At 58.3% G+C, this 18,670-nt stretch carries 17 protein-coding genes and 1 tRNA gene; 12 read left to right on the plus strand and 6 right to left on the minus strand.

What is annotated here, in order from left to right; genetic code table 11:
• Positions 1–194: 194 nt before the first annotated feature.
• On the minus strand, positions 195–1,397 hold the full coding sequence (locus RM6536_RS05730; protein WP_060824395.1) for a pyridoxal phosphate-dependent aminotransferase: 1,203 nt from the start codon (positions 1,395–1,397) through the stop codon (positions 195–197).
• 355 nt (positions 1,398–1,752) lie between these two features.
• On the opposite strand from RM6536_RS05730, the gene RM6536_RS05735 reads away from it, so the two are divergent.
• The 12 genes from RM6536_RS05735 to RM6536_RS05790 all read left to right on the plus strand — a co-directional run bounded on the left by RM6536_RS05735 (position 1,753) and on the right by RM6536_RS05790 (position 13,505).
• Positions 1,753–1,825 (plus strand) — tRNA-Trp (locus RM6536_RS05735).
• A gap of 77 nt (positions 1,826–1,902) precedes the next feature.
• On the plus strand, positions 1,903–2,181 hold the full coding sequence (secE, locus tag RM6536_RS05740) for a preprotein translocase subunit SecE (protein ID WP_049327538.1): 279 nt from the start codon (positions 1,903–1,905) through the stop codon (positions 2,179–2,181).
• A gap of 104 nt (positions 2,182–2,285) precedes the next feature.
• Positions 2,286–3,032 (plus strand): transcription termination/antitermination protein NusG, encoded by a 747-nt coding sequence (nusG, locus tag RM6536_RS05745; protein ID WP_049338063.1) that lies wholly within the window; start codon positions 2,286–2,288, stop codon positions 3,030–3,032.
• Positions 3,033–3,296: 264 nt separating this feature from the next.
• Entirely contained in the window at positions 3,297–3,725 is a 429-nt protein-coding gene (rplK, locus tag RM6536_RS05750; RefSeq protein WP_005504870.1) for a 50S ribosomal protein L11, read from the plus strand.
• 137 nt (positions 3,726–3,862) lie between these two features.
• Positions 3,863–4,558 carry a 50S ribosomal protein L1 gene (rplA, locus tag RM6536_RS05755; protein ID WP_060824396.1) on the plus strand — a complete coding sequence of 232 codons (696 nt, stop codon included), beginning with the start codon at positions 3,863–3,865 and terminating at the stop codon, positions 4,556–4,558.
• Between the two features lie 265 nt (positions 4,559–4,823).
• Positions 4,824–5,798, plus strand: a complete 975-nt coding sequence (locus tag RM6536_RS05760; protein ID WP_060824397.1) for a TDT family transporter — start codon at positions 4,824–4,826, stop codon at positions 5,796–5,798.
• Between the two features lie 101 nt (positions 5,799–5,899).
• Positions 5,900–7,027, plus strand: coding sequence for an ABC transporter ATP-binding protein (locus tag RM6536_RS05765; protein ID WP_060824398.1), 1,128 nt, complete (start codon positions 5,900–5,902; stop codon positions 7,025–7,027).
• A 410-nt stretch (positions 7,028–7,437) separates the two neighbouring features.
• Positions 7,438–7,968 (plus strand): 50S ribosomal protein L10, encoded by a 531-nt coding sequence (gene rplJ / locus RM6536_RS05770; protein WP_060824399.1) that lies wholly within the window; start codon positions 7,438–7,440, stop codon positions 7,966–7,968.
• A gap of 155 nt (positions 7,969–8,123) precedes the next feature.
• Entirely contained in the window at positions 8,124–8,501 is a 378-nt protein-coding gene (rplL, locus tag RM6536_RS05775; protein WP_060824400.1) for a 50S ribosomal protein L7/L12, read from the plus strand.
• A gap of 327 nt (positions 8,502–8,828) precedes the next feature.
• Positions 8,829–10,370 carry a glycoside hydrolase family 32 protein gene (locus RM6536_RS05780; protein ID WP_060824401.1) on the plus strand — a complete coding sequence of 514 codons (1,542 nt, stop codon included), beginning with the start codon at positions 8,829–8,831 and terminating at the stop codon, positions 10,368–10,370.
• Positions 10,371–10,609: 239 nt separating this feature from the next.
• Positions 10,610–12,577: a PTS beta-glucoside transporter subunit IIBCA gene (locus RM6536_RS05785; RefSeq protein WP_060824402.1), complete on the plus strand. Its 1,968-nt coding sequence runs from the start codon at positions 10,610–10,612 to the stop codon at positions 12,575–12,577.
• Positions 12,578–12,851: 274 nt separating this feature from the next.
• Positions 12,852–13,505 (plus strand): GNAT family N-acetyltransferase, encoded by a 654-nt coding sequence (locus tag RM6536_RS05790; RefSeq protein WP_060824403.1) that lies wholly within the window; start codon positions 12,852–12,854, stop codon positions 13,503–13,505.
• A 106-nt stretch (positions 13,506–13,611) separates the two neighbouring features.
• Here RM6536_RS05790 and RM6536_RS05795 read toward each other — a convergent pair whose 3' ends face one another.
• From RM6536_RS05795 to moaA, 5 genes are all read right to left on the minus strand, one after another.
• A complete protein-coding gene (locus tag RM6536_RS05795) occupies positions 13,612–14,688 on the minus strand; it encodes a LacI family DNA-binding transcriptional regulator (RefSeq protein ID WP_060824404.1) in 1,077 nt (358 codons plus the stop codon).
• A gap of 135 nt (positions 14,689–14,823) precedes the next feature.
• Positions 14,824–16,137 carry a molybdopterin molybdotransferase MoeA gene (locus RM6536_RS05800; protein WP_060824405.1) on the minus strand — a complete coding sequence of 438 codons (1,314 nt, stop codon included), beginning with the start codon at positions 16,135–16,137 and terminating at the stop codon, positions 14,824–14,826.
• A 144-nt stretch (positions 16,138–16,281) separates the two neighbouring features.
• Positions 16,282–17,025 (minus strand): molybdenum cofactor guanylyltransferase, encoded by a 744-nt coding sequence (mobA, locus tag RM6536_RS05805; RefSeq protein ID WP_060824406.1) that lies wholly within the window; start codon positions 17,023–17,025, stop codon positions 16,282–16,284.
• On the minus strand, positions 17,025–17,291 hold the full coding sequence (locus tag RM6536_RS05810; protein ID WP_060824407.1) for a MoaD/ThiS family protein: 267 nt from the start codon (positions 17,289–17,291) through the stop codon (positions 17,025–17,027). Before RM6536_RS05810 ends, mobA begins: the two co-directional genes overlap by 1 nt.
• Positions 17,292–17,393: 102 nt before the next feature.
• On the minus strand, positions 17,394–18,605 hold the full coding sequence (gene moaA / locus RM6536_RS05815; protein ID WP_060824408.1) for a GTP 3',8-cyclase MoaA: 1,212 nt from the start codon (positions 18,603–18,605) through the stop codon (positions 17,394–17,396).
• Positions 18,606–18,670: the final 65 nt, after the last annotated feature.

Below are 18,670 nucleotides of genomic sequence, written 5' to 3' on the forward strand. Positions count from 1 at the left end.
CGGTAAAGATGCGGGAAGCCTCATTCGTTTTAAAAATATTTTTAAATATTTGTGGGATTCTCGGTTTTTAGAGCAAGAAACGGTCAATAGCCCTGTGATTGATCGTTTTGTACCGGTTCACCCAGCGCCGGTTTACCCAGCGCCTAAACCGTACCTCCCGCCGTGGCGAGAGACGCGGTTCGGAGAGCCGCGAACTAGTCGCGTGCCTGACCGAGGAACTTCTGCAGACGTGCCAGGCCCTCTGCCAGGTCCTCATCGCTCAGCGCGTAGGAGAGGCGCAGGTAGCCGCTGGGGCCGAATGCCTCACCGGGAACCACGGCGACCTCAGCCTTTTCGAGGATGAGTTCAGCCAGCTCTGCGGTGGTCTGCGGGCGTACGCCTGCGATTTCCTTGCCGAGCAGCTCGCGTACGTCCGGGTAGGCGTAGAATGCGCCGGTGGGTACGGGGCAGTGAACGCCTTCAATAGCGTTCAGACCCTCCACAATGGTGCGGCGACGGCGGTCGAAGGCTGCGTGCATGATTTCCACGTCGTCCTGCGGGCCGGTCAGAGCTTCAAGAGCGGCACGCTGGGCGATGTTGTTGACGTTGGAGGTCATGTGGGACTGCAGGTTGGAGGCTGCGGCGATAACGTCGCGCGGGCCAATCATCCAGCCCACACGCCAACCGGTCATGGCGTAGGTCTTTGCCACGCCGTTGAGAATGACGCACAGGTCAGCGAGCTCGGGTACTGCCTTCAGGATGGAGACTGCCTTAACACCGTCATAGGTGAGGTGTTCGTAAATCTCGTCGGTCAGCACGAAAATACCCTTGGACAGTGCCCATTCGCCGATGGCGCGGGTTTCCTCTTCGGTGTAGACGGCACCGGTCGGGTTGGAGGGGGAGACGAAGATAAGTGCCTTGGTGGCGGGGGTGTATGCGGCTTCGAGCTGCTCGACGGTGACCTTGTAGTGCTGGTCGCTACCGGCGAAAACCTCGATGGGGTTGCCACCTGCCAGGCGGATGCATTCGGGGTAGGTGGTCCAGTAGGGGGCGGGCAGCAGGACGTCGTCGCCTTCGTCGATGACGGTTGCAAAGGCCTGGTAGACGGCCTGCTTGCCACCGTTGGTGACGATAACCTGGGAGGGGTCAACCTCTACGCCGGAGTCGCGCAGGGTCTTTTCCGCGATGGCCTTCTTCAGTTCGGGAAGGCCGGAGGCGGGGGAGTAGCGGAAGTTCTTGGGGTCGTTGAGCGCCTCGCGTGCTGCATCAACAATGTGCGCGGGGGTGGGGAAGTCCGGTTCGCCTGCGCCGAAACCGATGACGGGGCGCCCCTGAGCCTTGAGTGCTTTTGCCTTTGCGTCGACGGCAAGGGTTGCGGAGGGTGCGATGGCACCGATGCGGCTTGAAATACGCGCCATGGGGCTCTCTTCTCTTTCTTCGTGTGCGCTGCCGGCGTGAAGTCGACAAGGAAATTAGGTGATGGGAATGCGCGTGCGGGACCAATCCGCGCGTGATGGGCGCGGGTGTGAGCGGCGTTCCTCTTATTAGGATACGGTCCACTAGTAGCGATGCGGAACCCTTCGTCAAGGTATCTCAAGAGGTTTTTCGAAAAATATTACATTCTGAAGTTGCATCGGCCCCAAAAGATGGTTTACAGTTAGTTCTGCACCCGCAAGGGTGTAATTGTTTGCCCCTCTAAAGCCCACGGCTTGCGAGGCAATAGAGGAGTGAACGAGTGAGAAGCAACTCTCACACCTGAAGTGAAAACTTCAAAGGGTGGTGGCTCAATTGGTAGAGCAGCGGTCTCCAAAACCGCAGGTTGCAGGTTCGAGTCCTGTCCGCCCTGCTTTTATTGCCTCAATAAATAATTTGTACGCCCGCACTCCGGGCGTACTTTTTTAGACTCAGAAAGGGGCAGAAGAAATGGCATCGTCTGCTACCGCCGAGAAGGCTGTTCAGCCCGGCGCATCGTCGAAGAACGATAAGAAGCTCGGTTTCTTCGGCCGTATTTTTGCATTCCTCCGTGAAGTTTTTGCGGAGTTGAAGAAGGTTACTACTCCCACCGGACGCGAACTGGTTGGTTACTTCTTCGGAGTTCTGTTCTTCGTCGTGGTGATGCTCCTGCTTATTTCTGGTCTGGATTATCTTTTCGGCCAGGGAGCATTCTGGATTTTCGGTAACGGAACGATTCAGCGTAACTAGTACTGGCTGCATCCTTAATCTGGGTGCCCCATCAGTGATTTCCCTCAACGCATTGGTGAGTGGGAGTCCCCTCTAGATGATTAACGATAGAAAGTAGGAGCGACGTGTCCGAGCAGGAACTGGTATCCGAGATTGAAGAGGTCGAGGTAGCCGCTGCTGAGGCTACTGAGGAGTCTGCGGCTATTGAGCAGCAGGCTGAGGAAGCTACCGAGGCTGTCGAGGTGGCTGAAGCAGCTGCTGAGGCGGCTGAGGAAGTTGACGCTCTGGAAGAATTCAAGTCCAAGCTGCGCCGTCAGATGGGCGACTGGTACGTGGTGCACACCTACTCCGGTTACGAGAACAAGGTGAAGACCGGTATCGAGACCCGTATCCAGAACCTGGAAGCTGAAGATGAGATCTTCGAGGTTCAGGTTCCCATGGAGACTGTGGTTGAGTTCAAGAACACCGTGAAGAAGACCATCCGCCGCGTGCGCGTTCCCGGTTACGTTCTGGTGCGTATGGAACTGACCGACCACTCGTGGGGCGTTGTCCGTCACACCCCCGGTGTGACTGGCTTCGTGGGTCAGGATGCGTACAACCCGGTCCCGCTGCGCATGGACGAGGTCTTCGACATGCTTCTGCCGGTCTTCGAAGAGCAGCAGCAGAGCCAGGGCCTGCCCGTTTCCAAGCCCGTTATCGAGTCCGACTACACTGTGGGCGAGAATGTCCGCGTGAAGTCCGGTGCTTTCGAGGGCATGGACGCTACCGTTTCGGAGATCAAGGGCGAGTCCCAGCAGATTGTCGTGATGATTTCCGTCTTCGGTCGCGACACCCCGGTGACCTTGAGCTTCACCGAGATCGAAAAGATTTAACGTTTTTAGCGTGTGAATATGAGCCTCGCACTGTTGGTGCGGGGCTCATATTTTGTGGTGGCGTTATTAGCGGTGGCTGTGCGGACGAGGTTTAACCTTTCTGCTAGCTGGCGCTGGATTAAGTCGCTGATTAACGCTAGAATGTTGGTTTGTGTATGCGCATGTCACGCTTTCATGCGGATGCACGGGTGACCGCGCCACGGTCACCGTCTTGCCGGCGTACGCTCCTGTGCGTCGGTTCCCAGCTAAGAAAAGGACCCTACATTGGCTCCCAAGAAGAAGGTCACTGGCCTCATCAAGCTGCAGATCCAGGCAGGCGCCGCTAACCCGGCTCCCCCCGTCGGCCCCGCACTGGGCTCGCACGGTGTGAACATCATGGAGTTCTGCAAGGCATACAACGCTGCAACTGAGTCGCAGCGCGGTAACATCATCCCCGTTGAGATTACCGTCTACGAGGATCGCTCCTTCACCTTCATCACCAAGACCCCTCCGGCTTCCCAGCTGATCAAGAAGGCTGCTGGCGTTGCTAAGGGCTCCGCTGTTCCTCACACCACCAAGGTTGGTTCGCTGACCGAGGCTCAGGTGCGCGAGATCGCTGAGACCAAGATGCCCGACCTGAACGCAAACGACCTGGATGCTGCTTCCAAGATCATCGCAGGTACCGCTCGTTCCATGGGTATCACCGTCGAGTAATTTCGGTTCGCCGAATAGCCGAGTAATCGGCACCGTAGATTTTTCTACACAGAACTTGTAAATGCCCGTCGTATGGACGGGATGTGGCAGAGCCGAGCGCGGCTCACGAGACCACAACTGCATAAGGAGAAAAGCAGATGGCAAAGCGCAGCAAGGCGTACAAGGCAGCTGTAGCCAAGATTGAAGAGGGTAAGCTCTACACCCCCGCCGAGGCAGTTGCCCTGGCGAAGGAGACCTCTTCCACCAAGACCGACGCAACCGTTGAGGTTGCACTGCGTCTGTCCGTTGACCCCCGTAAGGCAGACCAGATGGTTCGCGGCACCGTGAACCTGCCCCACGGCACCGGTAAGACCGCTCGCGTGGTTGTTTTCGCAGCAGGCCCCAAGGCTGCTGAGGCTGAGGCAGCTGGCGCTGACTACGTTGGTTCCGACGAGCTGATCGCAAAGGTCGCTGGCGGCTGGACCGACTTCGACGCAGCGGTTGCAACCCCCGACATGATGGGCAAGGTCGGCCGCCTGGGTAAGATCCTGGGTCCCCGTAACCTGATGCCGAACCCCAAGACCGGTACCGTGACCATGGATGTTGCAAAGGCTGTTGCAGACATCAAGGGCGGTAAGATCGACTTCCGCGTTGACCGTAACTCCAACCTGCACTTCATCATCGGTAAGGCTTCCTTCACCGCTGAGCAGCTGGATGAGAACTTCCAGGCAGCTCTGGAAGAGGTTAACCGCCTGAAGCCCTCTTCGGCTAAGGGTCGTTACATCTCCAAGGCAACCGTTGCTACCACCTTCGGCCCCGGCATCCCCGTTGATCCGGCTGCCGTTGCTGCCTAAGGTATGCACCTGTAGCTTCTAGCATGAGCTAGTAATCGCCCCCGACGTTTAGGCGTCGGGGGCGATTTTTTATGCGCGGATTTATATGAAGAAACACGACGTTGCGTGGTGAGCATCGGTTAATGTACGTCATAGACTTCCAGCTTGTATAGAGTTAAAACGTAGAATGAACCCCTGGCTGTGATTGCTTCTTCCGGTATCTGAACCGTTGACGGAAGAAGCCCGTACGCTTCCTTATCACCCCATCCATGACGAGAGAGAGTTTATGTCTTCTTCTACCCAGAATGCGCAGATAGCCCGTCGGGGCCTTAGCGTGCCGGTTAATTATTTTGCGGTGGCGCTGGGTACCGGCGCATTGGGTGCCGCTTGGCGTACCGGTGCGTCGAAGGGAATGGCGCCCGATTGGGTGGGCGAGAGCATCCTGGCTTTTAACGCCGTGGTGTGGTTGCTCCTTGTGGGTTTTCTGGTTCACTCGGTGGTGAAGTACCGTGCGTGGGTGCGTGGTTTTTGGGAGCATCCGGCGCGTACCTGTTTCTTTTCGCTGATTCCGGCGACGACGGCGCAGGTGGGTGCGGCCCTCTACCCGTATGCTGAGGCTCCGGCTCTGACCCTGGTTGTGCTGGGGGCTGTGGGCCAGCTGTATTTTGCGTCTCATCGTATCGCCGGCACATGGCGTGGTGGGTATGCGCCCGAGGCGGCCTCGCCGGTGCTGTATCTGCCCACTGTGGCGACAAATTTTGCGACCGCTACAGCGATGGGTTTTGTGGGATGGCGCGATATGGCGATGCTTTTCTTCGGTGCGGGTCTGATTTCGTGGTTCAGTATCGAGGCTGCGATTCTGAGCCGCCTGCGCACCCTGACCCCGCTGCCTCAGGGGGAGCGTGGCATTATTGGTATCCAGATGGCACCGCCTTTTGTGGGTGGTAACGCGTACTTGGCGGCTAATGGCGGCACGGTTGACTGGTTCTTCCTGGTGCTGACCGGTTACGGCATTTTGCAGCTGATTTTCCTGATGCGTTTGCTCCCGTGGGTGCTTGAGGGCGGTTTCTCGATGAGCATGTGGGGCTTCTCCTTCGGTATGGCTTCCATGGCTGCGAGTGGTATTCGCTTGACGGCTGCTGGCTCGCTGGGGCTGGTGGGGCCTGTCTTGACGGTGGTGGGTACGGCTTTCCTCATCTTCCTATGGGCGGGCACGCTGCATCTGGCGTTGAAGGGGCGTTTGCTGGTGCGCCCGAGCTAGGGCGCTCACATGAGACTCTGATACCAGGCTTGTGCACCGTTTTATGACGGTGCTTATCTTCTGCGCCCGTGCCGGGTGTGAGTTTCGGCGATAATGGGGGAATGACTTCTGCATCCCACTCTTCTGCCGCGGCGGAGCCCTTTGATGGCCTGCGCATTCGAGGCGTCGCTAAGACCTTTTGCGCCGATACGACGGTTCTGAATGAGATTGACCTGGATGTGCACCCCGGCGAGTTGATTTCTCTGGTTGGTTCTTCGGGTACGGGTAAGTCCACTCTGCTGCGCATTATTGCCGGCCTGGAGGAGCCGAGCGCGGGTCGGGTGACCTATGCTGGTCAGCCTCTGGAGCGTGGCTCGGTGGGTGTGGTTTTTCAGCGCCCTATTCTGTACCCGCACCTGAGCGTGAAGGACAATATTCTCTTCCCGACTCGGCTGGGCGCGTTCTCGGGTGGGGTTGATATGGACTACTACCGTGAACTGCTGGAGGCTTTGAAGCTTGAGGGCCTGGAGTCTCGTAAGCCCTCGCAACTGTCGGGTGGTCAGGCTCAGCGTGTGGGTATTGCGCGTGCTTTGATTCGTCGTGCCCCGGTGGTTCTTTTTGATGAGCCGCTGGCGAGCGTCGATGAAGAGATGAGCGCGAGTATCCGTGCCGATATTGTGCGCCTGCATGAGCGTTACGGTTTTACGGGCCTGTACGTGACCCATGATCAGAATGAGGCGCTCATGCTGGGTCAGCGTGTGGCGGTTATGGATGCCGGTTACCTGGTGCAGGTGGATACTCCGGAGCGTCTGCTGGCGCATCCGCATACTCTGCAGGTGGCGAAGCTTTTGGCGGCGCCCGCGCTGAACCTTGTGGCTCTTGAGGATTCTGCGGTTCTACCTGCCGGGTGTGAGCTGGCGATTCGTGCGACTGCTTTGTGCCCCGTGGCGGCTGATGCTGCTCATTCCCTGCCGGTGCAGGTGCTTGGCAGTCGCCACCTGGTGGGTGGAATGCTGTACCGTGCGCGTTTGCTGGAGGCGGTTTCCCTACCTCTGGAATCTCGGCGGGCTTCGGCGGATTCTGAGCTGAGTGCCCGAATGTATGCCCGGGTGCGTGCCGGTCAGGAGCTTGAGTTCTTTATTCCCGATGCGCAGAGCGGCTCCTCCCTAAACGTGGGGGACCGGGTGCACCTTGGTGTGGCGGCGGAGCGTTGCTTCGTGTTCTCGAATGGAAAGCGTTTTTACCTCTAAAACGCGTCTTTGTTGGCTTTTAGTCGGACCTTTCAGATGGGAGAAAGCGCGGGTTAATCGGCTTAAAGAGGGGCTTTAAGTGATTAACCCCGCTTAATCCCATGAATTTCTTGTTTTAACTTGCGGCTAGGGCTTTAACCTGAGATGATGAATGAACCAAAGACCGCCGGTCTAGAACTATGTCCTTTATCGCCACCTCGGTGGAGACGAAGAACAGAGTTCTGATAAGAGCAGATTTCACTAGAAATCGCCGCCCGCGTAGGTAACTCGAAGTGAATAGCCGTTGCCCTCATTCAGGGTGCCGTCTATCGTGCCTCGTACGCCTACGCGTCGGGGCATTTTTTATTGCTTGCAATAAATGCTTCGAGGCTCTACCGGCGACCTTACAAGAATCGGAAGAAGGAACTACCATGGCGACTCAGGAAAAGATCGCTGCAGTATCCGAGCTGAAGGAACTCTTCGAAGCTTCGAACGCAGTCATCCTGACCGAATACCGCGGTCTCACTGTTGCACAGCTCAAGGAGCTGCGTCGCGCACTCGGTGCAGAGACCGAATACGCCGTGGTGAAGAACACGCTGGCTGCTATCGCAGCTAAGGAAGCTGGCATCGACGCATTCGACGGCCACCTCCAGGGTCCCTCCGCACTGGCATTCATCAAGGGTGACCTGATTGATGCTGCTAAGGGCCTGCGTGACTTTGCCAAGGCTAACCCCCAGCTGATTGTGAAGAACGGTTACTACGAAGGTGCCGCTCTTTCCGAGGACGACGTCAAGCGCTACGCTGACCTGGAATCCCGCGAGGTTCTGCTGTCCAAGGTTGCAGGTGGTGCAAAGGCTACCATCGCACGCATCGCACAGGTTGTGGACGCACTGCGCGTCAAGCTGGAGGAGCAGGAAGGCGCAGCTCCCGCTGCTGCCGAGGAGGCTTCGGAAGAGGCATAAGCCCCTTTCGTGCTACTGCACCAGCGCTGAGATACTCAGCAGCGTGAACGCGAACAGCGTGTAACGCACCCTAAATTTGACCGACCCTTTCGGGTAGGTACTGAAGATTTACACCGCGGGCGTCAGCCCGCACCAGATAGTGAAGGAGCCAAACAATGGCTAAGCTGTCCATCGAAGAACTCATTGCAGCATTCAAGGAACTGTCCCTGGTTGAGGTTTCCGAGTTCGTTAAGGCATTCGAGGAAGAGTTCGACGTCACCGCAGCAGCTCCCGTTGCTGTTGTAGCAGGCGGCGCAGCAGGCGGTGACGCTGCTGAAGAGAAGTCCGAGTTCGACGTTGTCCTGGAGTCCGCTGGCGACAAGAAGATCGCAGTGATCAAGGAAGTTCGTGCCCTGACCTCCCTCGGCCTGAAGGAAGCAAAGGACCTGGTTGACAGCGCTCCCAAGGCTCTGCTCGAGGGCGTTTCCAAGGAAGACGCTGAGAAGGCTAAGGAGCAGCTCGAGGCTGCTGGCGCAACCATCACCCTCAAGTAATCGACTTCTTCTCGATTCTTACGCGGGCGGTGCATCCATTGGATGCGCCGCCTCGCGGCTTTTAACGGCACCCGCCGCCTCGCCCCACTATGCTTAGGCGAGGCGGCGGGTTTTGCTGTATCAGCCCTTTTTCTCCTGTAGCAAACGGGATATGTGCCATCTCCTCGGCAGGTGGCGGTATCTGCCGCTGTGACCGCCCTGTGCCTCGGATGAGAGAGGCTGGAGAGCATTGTGGTGCCTCTCTCCTAGAGCCCGGCAGCGGGGGAGAGGTGCCGTATGATGGGATGAGATAACCCAGACATTCCCCATACACGAAAACGGATAGACATGAGCGAGCAGAAGAAAAAGAAGAAGAGCGCAACCGAGCGACCCGCCCGCGACTTGGCTGCTGAAGCGCAGCAGATTTTGGATGCCTTCGGCGCTGGTGTGCGTGAAGACCGCGACTACCCGGCACTGCACCTGGCACCTCCCGTGGGCCGTCTGAACGACCCGAACGGCCTGGTCTTCGACGGCAAGCGTTACCACGCCTTCTACCAGTACTCGCCCCTGCACCCGGAGCGTATGGTCTACTGGCGCCACGCCGTGAGCGAGGACCTGACTCACTGGACCGATGAGGGTACCGCCCTGGTTCCCGACAGCCGCTACGACTCGCACGGCTGCTACTCCGGTTCCGGCATTAAGGTGCCCGGCGGTTTTGAGTTCTTCTACACCGGTAACGTGAAGGATGAAGAAGGCAACCGCGAAACCTACCAGATCCTTGCAACTGCGGGTGAGGATGCGAAGCCGACCCGTCAGCTGCCCCCGCTGATTTCCGGCCCCGAGAAGGGCTACACCGCGCACTACCGCGACCCGCACGTCTTTGAACGTAATGGTGAATGGTGGATGGTCATTGGTGCTCAGCGTGAGGACCTGACCGGCGCCGTGGTCGTGTACACCTCCGCTGACCGCCGCGAGTGGACCTTCCGCGGTGAGCTGGGTATCAAGGATAAGACCCTCAAGGGCACCTACATGTACGAGTGCCCCTCGCTGCTGAGCATGCGTGATGAGCTGACCGGCGAAATCCGCGACGTGCTGATTTTCAGCCCGCAGGGCATGCAGCCCCTCGGTGAGAAGTACAACAACATTTTCCAGAGCGGCTACATTGTTGGTTCGCTGGATAACGAGACCCTCAAGTTCACCGTGGAGACCCCCTTCACCGAGCTGGATGCAGGTTTCGAGTTCTACGCCCCGCAGACCATCTCCGGCACCGGCCTGACCGCCGACCCGAAGGCACCGCACGATGTATGCGGTGACGCCCCGGTAATGATTGCTTGGCTGGGTAATGCTGACCAGGACGACCTGCCCTCGTGGAGCCACCGCTGGGTGCACATGTTCACCTACCCGCGTGAGCTGCACCTGCGTAACGGCAAGATTTTCCAGCGTCCGGTGCCGCAGCTCAACGACGCGATGAAGATGACCCCGCTGTACCGCGAGGAGGAGAAGGGCAAGCTCGTTGAGCTGAAGAATGCCCTGACCTTCCGTCTGCGCGGCCGCGTGAATGTCTCTGATGAGCGCGTGAAGCTGAAGATTAAGGACACCCACGGCGTGGCTCTGAGCATCGTTCTGGATAAGGACTTTGTGCAGATGGACCGTGGCGGTACCCGCTACACCGAGGGCGGTAGCCTGCGCCGCCGCACTCTGAAGCGTTCGAAGATTCGCGAGTTTGACCTGCTCGTGGACGGTTCGGCTACCGAATTGTACGTGGGTGGCAAGCTGGTTGCGTCCATGGGTGCTGAGGTTATGACTGCTCGCACCTTCTTCAAGGGCGATAAGCGCCGTGTCCGCCTGACCGGTGGCGAGGTGCTGTCCCTGGAGTATGGCCGCCTCTAAGCCGTTTTCTAAACCTTGGGAGCCGCCTACACGGGGGCTTTCCGGTAATTTCTGAATATGTCTGAGGGCTCACTCTCCGCGTGGAGGGTGGGCCCTCGCTTTTAAGAACTTTCCCGTGATACCATGTTTTACATCTGATATGTCAAACGTATGACATATGTATGACATGCACACACAGACATATCTCACCTCATTCACAAAGCATCATACGGTGGTGCTCCAAACAAAGGAGAGCGAGCGTGGACCACAAGTCAGTGGCACAGCGCGTGCTGAAGGATGTCGGTGGCGCCGGCAACATCGTTGCAGCCGCACACTGCGCAACCCGCCTTCGCCTCGTCCTGAAGAACCAGGACAAGGTCGACCAGGCAGCAATCGATAACGACGAGGACCTCAAGGGCAGCTTCCTCAACGCTGGCCAGTTCCAGATCATCGTCGGCCCCGGCGACGTCAACGAGGTGCACAAGCACCTCATTGCCGCTGGCGCACCCGAGGCATCCAAGGATGACCTCAAGAGCATCGCCGCGAAGCAGGGCAACATTGTCTCCCGCTTCATCAAGACCATTGCAGACATCTTCGTCCCGCTCATCCCGGTGCTGGTCGGTGGCGGTATGCTGATGGCAATCAACAGCGTGCTGACTTCCAAGGGTATCTTTGGCCCCGAGAGCTTCATTGCGATGCATCCCGAGTGGGCTGACTTTGCGGATATCATCAACCTGCTCTCCGCAGCTCCCTTCGCCTTCCTGCCCGTGCTGGTTGGCTTCTCCGCCACCAAGGTCTTTGGCGGTAACCCCTACCTGGGTATGACCATGGGTGCCGCAATGGTTTCCCCGGCACTGATGAACGGCTACAGCGTCGCAAAGTCGCTGGCTGGTGTTGAGGGTAGCGACCCCATGACCTACTGGAACCTCTTCGGCCTGCAGGTTCAGCAGGCGGGCTACCAGGGTACCGTGCTGCCCATCATGCTGGTTGCCTTCATCCTGTCCCACATTGAGAAGTTCTTCCACAAGGTCCTCAAGGGCACCATCGACTTCATCTTCACCCCGACCCTCACCATCCTCATCACCGGCTTCCTGACCTTCATCCTGGTCGGCCCGCCCATGTTCGCAGCCGGTACCTGGCTGGGTGAAAGCATCAACTGGCTCTACACTGTTGCCGGCCCGCTCGGCGGCCTGATCTTCGGTACCTTCTACGCATTCATCGTGATGACCGGTATGCACCAGGCATTCCCGCCCATCGAGATGAGCCTGTGGGCTACCGGTGGTTCCTTCATCTTCGTTGTTGCCTCCATGTCTAACGTGGCGCAGGGTGCTGCCGCAGCCGGTGTTGCACTGACCACTACGAACAAGAAGATCAAGGGTATTGCTTCAGCTTCTGCGCCCTCCGCGTTCCTGGGTATTACCGAGCCCGCAATGTTCGGTGTGAACCTGGCTCTGCGCTGGCCCTTCTACATTGCAATCGTCTCAGCTGGTATCGGCGCAATGGTTGCTTCCATCCTGAATGTTAAGGCAATTGCTCTGGGTGCCGCTGGTTACATCGGCTTCCCCTCTATCAGTCCCACCACCGGCGCAGGTTGGGCTGGTTTCTTCGGCTGCCTCATCCTGACCACCGTCATCGCTTTCGTTGCTTCCTTCATCTGGGGCAAGAAGGTTGAGGCTGGCAACACTGAGGAAGCTGAGGCACCCGCTGCAGCCGCTCCCGCTGCCGCTGTAGCGGCTGAGGCTGGCGAGAGCGTCGAGATTGGCTCCCACATGGTCGGTTCCGTGGTTCTGCTGGCTGACGTCAAGGACCCCACCTTCTCCTCCGGCGCACTGGGCGCAGGTACCGCAGTGGAGCCCACCGAAGGTAAGCTCTACGCACCGGCTGACGGCAAGATTACCGTTGCATTCCCCACCGGCCACGCATACGGTCTGCGCACCGAGGACGGCCTGGATCTGCTGATGCACATCGGCATGGACACCGTTGAGCTCGACGGCAAGCACTTCGAGCCCAAGGTTGCTAAGGGCGACACTGTCAAGCGCGGCGACGTCATCGCCGAGTTCGATATTCCCGCCATCAAGGCGGCTGGCTACCCGCTGGCAACCCCCATGGTGATCACTAACGCCAAGAAGGCAGCTGCTTCGGTTGAAGATGTCCAGGTTTCGGGCGCATCTGTGACCAGCGCAGATTCGCTTCTGAAGGTTGCACTGAAGGCAAAGGCTAACGCATAGTCTGCACTCTTAGTGAGTAGATAACCTCAACGTGATGTACACCCCGTACCGCTCTTCCTAGAGTTGGTGCGGGGTGTGCAATTTTTCCTGCAAAAACATGTAAAAGTAGTGTGAATAAATATGCATAAAAATTATGCATAATAGTGCAATATAAGTTGGCACATATTCGGTGCATGGCGATGAAAAATGTCTTGATAAGGCACAATTTATTGGCCAGGAGTGAATAATCCAGCTAATATTTATGTATAGTTTCAAGCTTTTGTAAAGGGTGAATATGACCTTAGCTTCCTATACTGTCCGCACCGCCGAGCCTCATGAATATGCTGACGCGCTTGAAGTGCTGATTGCCGCATTCGACGGAGATCCCGCCATGATGGCAGTCATTGCAGGCGGTAGCCGCCGACAGGAACTTGCCAAGCTCCGCGCTATCATGACCCTGCAGGTCTACGGCAACTTCCAGGGCCGCGGACGTATCGACATCGCTATCGATAACTCCACCGGCAAGATCGTGGGTGTCTGCCTCTGGAACACCCCCGAATCTCACGAAGGTTCCTTCGCTAACGAGCTCAAGCAGTTTGGCGCCTACTACAAGGCGCTCGGTTGCAAGACCCTGCTGAAGGCAATCATGATGGAGTTGCACCTGCTCAAGTACCGCCCCGCGTACAAGCACTGGTACCTCTTCAACATTGGTGTTCTCGAAGAGTATCGAGGCCGCGGCATCGGATCCCAGCTACTCGATTACGGTACCGAACGCATCGGTGACTACCCCGCCTACCTCGAAGCATCGACCTACGACAGTGCACGCCTCTACGAGCGCCGCGGATTCTTCTCCCTCGGACCGCTCCACGGTATCTTCTCCAAGGCACACGCCGTCGGTATGGTTTACCCCGGTACCGGCCCCACCGAGATTGTGCAGCGCACCTCCTAAACTTCCGGATGCCAACACAAACCGATAAATACATAAACGAAAGCCGCCCCACCGTGAGCACTCGCACGGTGGGGCGGCTTTTTATGGTCAAAGGATGGGCAGCTTCTTATTGGAGCTCATCCGGGGCAGAGGTATCAGGCTGAATCTGATCCAGATTCGGGATAGAACGCACCGTTGCCCCCAGGTGGAGCTCAACGGGGAGCACATCCTCAGGCTGGCTAATTGGGGGAGTATCTTCCTCAGCAGATTCTCCCTGCTGCAGCTCAATGAGTTCCAGCAGACGCTGCGCGGTACGCTTCGCCATACCCTCAATCGGCTGAACCACGGTTGCAAGCTCCGGCATGAGCAGTTGAACGCTCTGCGTGCCGTCGTAACCAACCACCTGGAAATCCTCGGGAACACGGATGTTTCGAGCACGTGCCCACCCCAGCGCCAATGCGGCGTAATTATCGTTGGACGCAAAGACCGCGTCCACCGGCTCGGGGCTTTCGGCGCGCTCATCCAGGTAGCGGTAGAGCACCTCGCGCTTAATACCCAGCGAGGGGCGGAAGCCCAGCTCCACAAACTCCGGTATGAGTCCCGCCTCAAGCATTGCCTCGCGGTAGCCACGCTGACGCTCATTGTGCTCGCCCAGAGTCGACGTCACGTGGACGATATTCTGCGAACCCGTGGCAATGAGGTGCTCCGTGGCGGCGCGGGCGCCTCCGTAGTTATCGGAGCGGATATTCGGGTAGAAACCGCTTTCGAGGCGGTCTACGGTCACCAGGGGAGCCTGTGCGTGGGGAATATTGACCAGTGCGTCTGAGTGGGCGCCGCTGATGATGCCGTCCACCTGATTGGCAAAGAGCATCTCCAGATAGCGCTTTTCCTGCTCGGGGTGATCGTCGCTATTGCAAAGAATGACCCGGTAGCCCTCTTCGGCGAGGTGGCTTTCGAGGCGGTACACCATCTCCCCGTAGAAGGGGTTCGCGACTGTGGGGAAGATGAGGCCCACCATCTGCGAGCGTTGACCCTGTAGGCTACGGGCGATGGCGTTGGGTCGGTAGCCGAGCTCCCGCATGGCCTCGTGGACCTTGGTGCGGGTGCTTTCGCTCAGGTAGCCGCGGTTATTGAGCACGCGGGAGACGGTGGTGGGGGAGACACCCGCTAGTGCTGCAACGTCGCTGAGTTTGGGCTTTGCCACGGGGGCTCCCTTCGATATGCTAAACGATTGACATATCTTTCTACTATACCCTCTCCGCGGAATCTACCTGAGCCCGAAAAACGAGAAAAGCGCTTTTCGGCTGCCCCCTCTACCGCATCGGCTGACAGCACCGGCCTACAGCACCGGAATAATCGGCACCCGAGCCCCCACCTCGTGGGCAGAACCCCGAACCGAAGAATCATCCAACACGGCACAATGAGTAGCCGCCGCCAACGACGACAACATATGCGACGCCGACTTCGGCAGAGGATACGCCACACCATCACGCACCGACACCGGAAGCAGACGAACTCCCGCCGGCTTACGCAAAGTATCCACCGGCCCGCCCAAAACCGCCGAATCCAAATCAGGCAGTGGCATATTCCGCATACCAGCCAAAAGCGGCGGCAAATACGAATACAAAGCAGTGTACGCCGCCAAAGGATTACCCGGAAGACCCAACACAAAACGCTCACGACCAGAATTCGGGCCCGTCTCCGGAACCGGCAAACGCGCAGCCAGAGCCGGATGACCCGGACGCACATCCACCGACTCAAACAGGTACGTCGCACCCATATCGTTGAGCACCTTACGCACCAAATCAACACCCGAGGTGCTCGACCCACCCGTAAACACCAACACACGAGCCGTCGACGTAGACAAGAACGTGCGGAACTCAGACTCAACATCCGCCAGACGAATCGAAGGGCGCGCCTCGCAGCCAGCAGAAATAATCGCATGCTCCATAAAGCCGCCAAACGCATCACGCACCTGACCCGGCGCAGGCACACCAAACGTAATGACCTCGTTACCCGTAAACGCGCAACGCACCGGAATCGGGGCGTACACCGGCAACTCATCAAAACCATTCGTGCCCAAGAACGCCGCCATACGCGCAGAAATACGGTCACCGTGGCGCGCCAACAACTCGCCACGCTCCAGCTCAGCACCGGCATGGCGAATATCAGCACCCACGGCTGGAGGCTCAAAACCCTCCGCCATATCCAGGTAATGAATGCTCGACGCAGTCTCCAAATGAGCAGCAACACCAGGGCGAGAAGAAGCCTCCGCACCCTCATACAGGCGCGAATGCTCCTCACGCACAATCGCCTCAGTGCCCTCAGGAATCAACCCGCCCGTCAGAATCGGGGTCGCCTCACCCGGAGCAATCGGAACCGTCAGACGGTGAATATTCGCGCGAGAATCCTCCGGGTACGCGGGGGTCACCAGACGCCACGGAGGCGCACCCGCCACAGCGTAACCGTCCATCGCCGAAGAGCTGTAGTGGGGTACCGGCATGACCGAATGAATATCAGCCGCCAAGTAGTGACCAATCGTCGCCAGCAACGGCAAAGACTCCGTCTTCACATGGTGAGCAATATCCAGGCCCTGCTCATGCAGAATCTGGCGGGCCTGGTACCACGAAACAGAAGGAATATGGTGAGACATCGTACCTCGTAAAAGTGTGTGCGGGACGCGCAACAGCGCGCGGGGCTCATAAAAACGCCACATGTACACGGCATCTAGAGCAAAGACTTATCACCTAGGGTACTCGTAGTCAGGCTCTAATATCACACCGCGGTAGCTCGGCTGCTAATAACTCGACCAGAGCGAAGTCGTATAGCCGAGCGCCTGCGCCTGCTCCCAGGTATCAACATCGGCGGTGTCAGCGGCAGACATCTGAACCGCTGCGGGGTTCAAACGACGCAAAAAAGAACGAACAGAAGCGTCGGTGGTACCGGTCGAAAAGACCGAACGGATCGCCTCAAAACGGTAAATACCCACCAGCGGCTGATAGATGCCCTCAGCGACACCCCAAAAACCTGCAGACGATTCAGAACCCTCAGATGCTTCAAAACCGGCGGGCGCTTCAGAATCGGTGGGGGAGAAGTCCGCCGCATGCTCAGCACACGTCTGCTCAACGCCCCGCGCCGCAGCAATCAGCTGCTGAACCGCCGGGGCAATACGCGGAGTATCCACACCCAAAATCAGGCACCATTCAGGCATGGGAGCCTGCGAGCGCTCGCAAGCCGCCGCAATATACTCCAGCCCGGCATGAATCGCCGCGGCAGGACCCGAAAACGGCGGATTCTCACGAGTACGCAACACCTCAGGAGGCAACGGCAAGCTTTCAGGACCCACCACCACACGCGGGGATGCGGCGGCCACCGCCTCCAGGGCACAATCCAGCAGGGTACTCGTGCCATCAGACAGGGACGCCTTCGGCACGTGGTTCAGGCGGCGAGAAGCGCCTCCGGCAACAACGACCGCGGCGCACGAAAAATCGGCAGAGCCTTCCGCGGCAAGCTCAGAACCGGGCATCTTATCCGCCCGCATTATCCACCCGCAAAGGGCGGCAGAATGTCCACACGGTCGGTATCCTGCAGGGGCGCCTGCGCATCAGAGCGGGCACCGTTGACCAGGAACGAGCACTGCTCCATGACCTGCGCGAGAGTCAGACCCGACGGGGTCGTACCCTCCAGGCTCTGACCCAGATGCTCAACCAGCGCGCCAAGAGTCGCAGACGACAGCTGCGCCAGGGGCACCGACAGCTGCGCGGTACCCGCCGCAGAACGCGCGGCAGCGAAAAAATGAACCTGCATAATACTCCTCAATCCTTACGTCAGGGGACAGCCGAAAATCACGGACGCAAGAGCCAGTAAAAAGCCTTATCCGTGCATCTTCGGCTGAGAACAGCGGCTTCCTTAGCCACCAATAGCGCTCATCGAGCGGCTCGCCTTGGCGAACTCCTCAATATCGAAGTCAGCGTCTTCCTTACCGTGGGCGCGCGGCTTAAACCACATGCCCTCACGCCAACGCAGAGCCAGCTGCTTATCGTCAGCGCCAGAACGCAGAAGCTGCATCAAATCAGTCTCGGTGTCAGAGAACAGGCAGGAACGGATCTTGCCGTCCGCGGTCAGACGGGTGCGGGTGCATGCACCGCAGAACGACTCCGTGACCGAGGCGATAATACCCACACGGCCCAGCGACTCGGTACCGTCAACCGGGAAGCCAGCCTCATCCAGGGCAGTACCGAGCGGGTACACCTCCCACAGCTGGGCGGGGGAGTCGCCACGCGCCTCCGACACCGAACCCAGAACATACTCAGCTGACAGCTTCTCGCGAATCTCAGCGGCAGTAATCGTGCCCTCGCGGGTCCAGCGGTTATCGGCATCCAGCGGCATCTGCTCAATGAAACGCAACTGATAGCCGCCCGCCAATGCCCAGCGCAGAAGCTCCGGAGCCTGGTCATCATTCAGACCCGGCATCAGCACAGCATTAATCTTGATGGGCCACAGGCCAGCCTCCGCGGCACCGTCAATACCCTTGAGCACGGCGTCGAGCTTGTCACGGCGGGTCAGTTCGGCAAAGGTTTCGCGGCAAATCGTATCCAGAGAAACATTGATGCGGGTCAGGCCAGCCTCCGCCAGGGCTGCGGCACGCTTCTCCAAACCAATACCGTTCGTCGTAATAGCAAGCGGAACATCCGGATGCGCCTGGTGGATGCGGGAAATAATGTCCACTAGATCGGCGCGCACCAGCGGCTCACCACCGGTAAAGCGGATCTCCTCAACGCCCAGCTCAGTAATCGCAATGTCGGCAAGGCGCGCAATCTCCTCGGCGGAGAGCAGATTTTCCTTCGGGAGCCACTGCAAACCGTCCGCCGGCATGCAATAAATGCAACGAAGATTACATTTATCGGTCAGAGAGATACGCAGGTCCGTTGCCACGCGACCCCAACGGTCCAAGAGCGGACCGCTATTCGTAATATTCGGGAGTTTACGCTGGGCCTTTACGCCACTCTCAGATTTTTGGGGCGTCACAAAAGCAGCCCCGTTATCCTCCGCAGAAGATAAGGTGCTTAACATTGGGCCCGCAATGAGCTCAGAAGAGGCCGAATTCGCCGTGTACGCCATGTAAAACCTATGTGGAAAATTTGCATATTTCAGGTGACAATATGATTATTCCATGTTCCGGCGCC

The sequence above is a fragment of the Rothia mucilaginosa genome, from assembly GCF_001548235.1.
GTDB lineage: Bacteria > Actinomycetota > Actinomycetes > Actinomycetales > Micrococcaceae > Rothia > Rothia mucilaginosa_B.

Bases quoted from the DNA above. Each gene is read 5' to 3' on its own strand.
- RM6536_RS05730 (WP_060824395.1), bottom strand. From the start codon at position 1,397: ATGGCGCGTATTTCAAGCCGCATCGGTGCCATCGCACCCTCCGCAACC.
- secE (WP_049327538.1), top strand. From the start codon at position 1,903: ATGGCATCGTCTGCTACCGCCGAGAAGGCTGTTCAGCCCGGCGCATCG.
- rplA (WP_060824396.1), top strand. From the start codon at position 3,863: ATGGCAAAGCGCAGCAAGGCGTACAAGGCAGCTGTAGCCAAGATTGAA.
- RM6536_RS05760 (WP_060824397.1), top strand. From the start codon at position 4,824: ATGTCTTCTTCTACCCAGAATGCGCAGATAGCCCGTCGGGGCCTTAGC.
- RM6536_RS05765 (WP_060824398.1), top strand. From the start codon at position 5,900: ATGACTTCTGCATCCCACTCTTCTGCCGCGGCGGAGCCCTTTGATGGC.
- rplJ (WP_060824399.1), top strand. From the start codon at position 7,438: ATGGCGACTCAGGAAAAGATCGCTGCAGTATCCGAGCTGAAGGAACTC.
- rplL (WP_060824400.1), top strand. From the start codon at position 8,124: ATGGCTAAGCTGTCCATCGAAGAACTCATTGCAGCATTCAAGGAACTG.
- RM6536_RS05780 (WP_060824401.1), top strand. From the start codon at position 8,829: ATGAGCGAGCAGAAGAAAAAGAAGAAGAGCGCAACCGAGCGACCCGCC.
- RM6536_RS05790 (WP_060824403.1), top strand. From the start codon at position 12,852: ATGACCTTAGCTTCCTATACTGTCCGCACCGCCGAGCCTCATGAATAT.
- RM6536_RS05800 (WP_060824405.1), bottom strand. From the start codon at position 16,137: ATGTCTCACCATATTCCTTCTGTTTCGTGGTACCAGGCCCGCCAGATT.
- mobA (WP_060824406.1), bottom strand. From the start codon at position 17,025: ATGCGGGCGGATAAGATGCCCGGTTCTGAGCTTGCCGCGGAAGGCTCT.
- RM6536_RS05810 (WP_060824407.1), bottom strand. From the start codon at position 17,291: ATGCAGGTTCATTTTTTCGCTGCCGCGCGTTCTGCGGCGGGTACCGCG.
- moaA (WP_060824408.1), bottom strand. From the start codon at position 18,605: ATGGCGTACACGGCGAATTCGGCCTCTTCTGAGCTCATTGCGGGCCCA.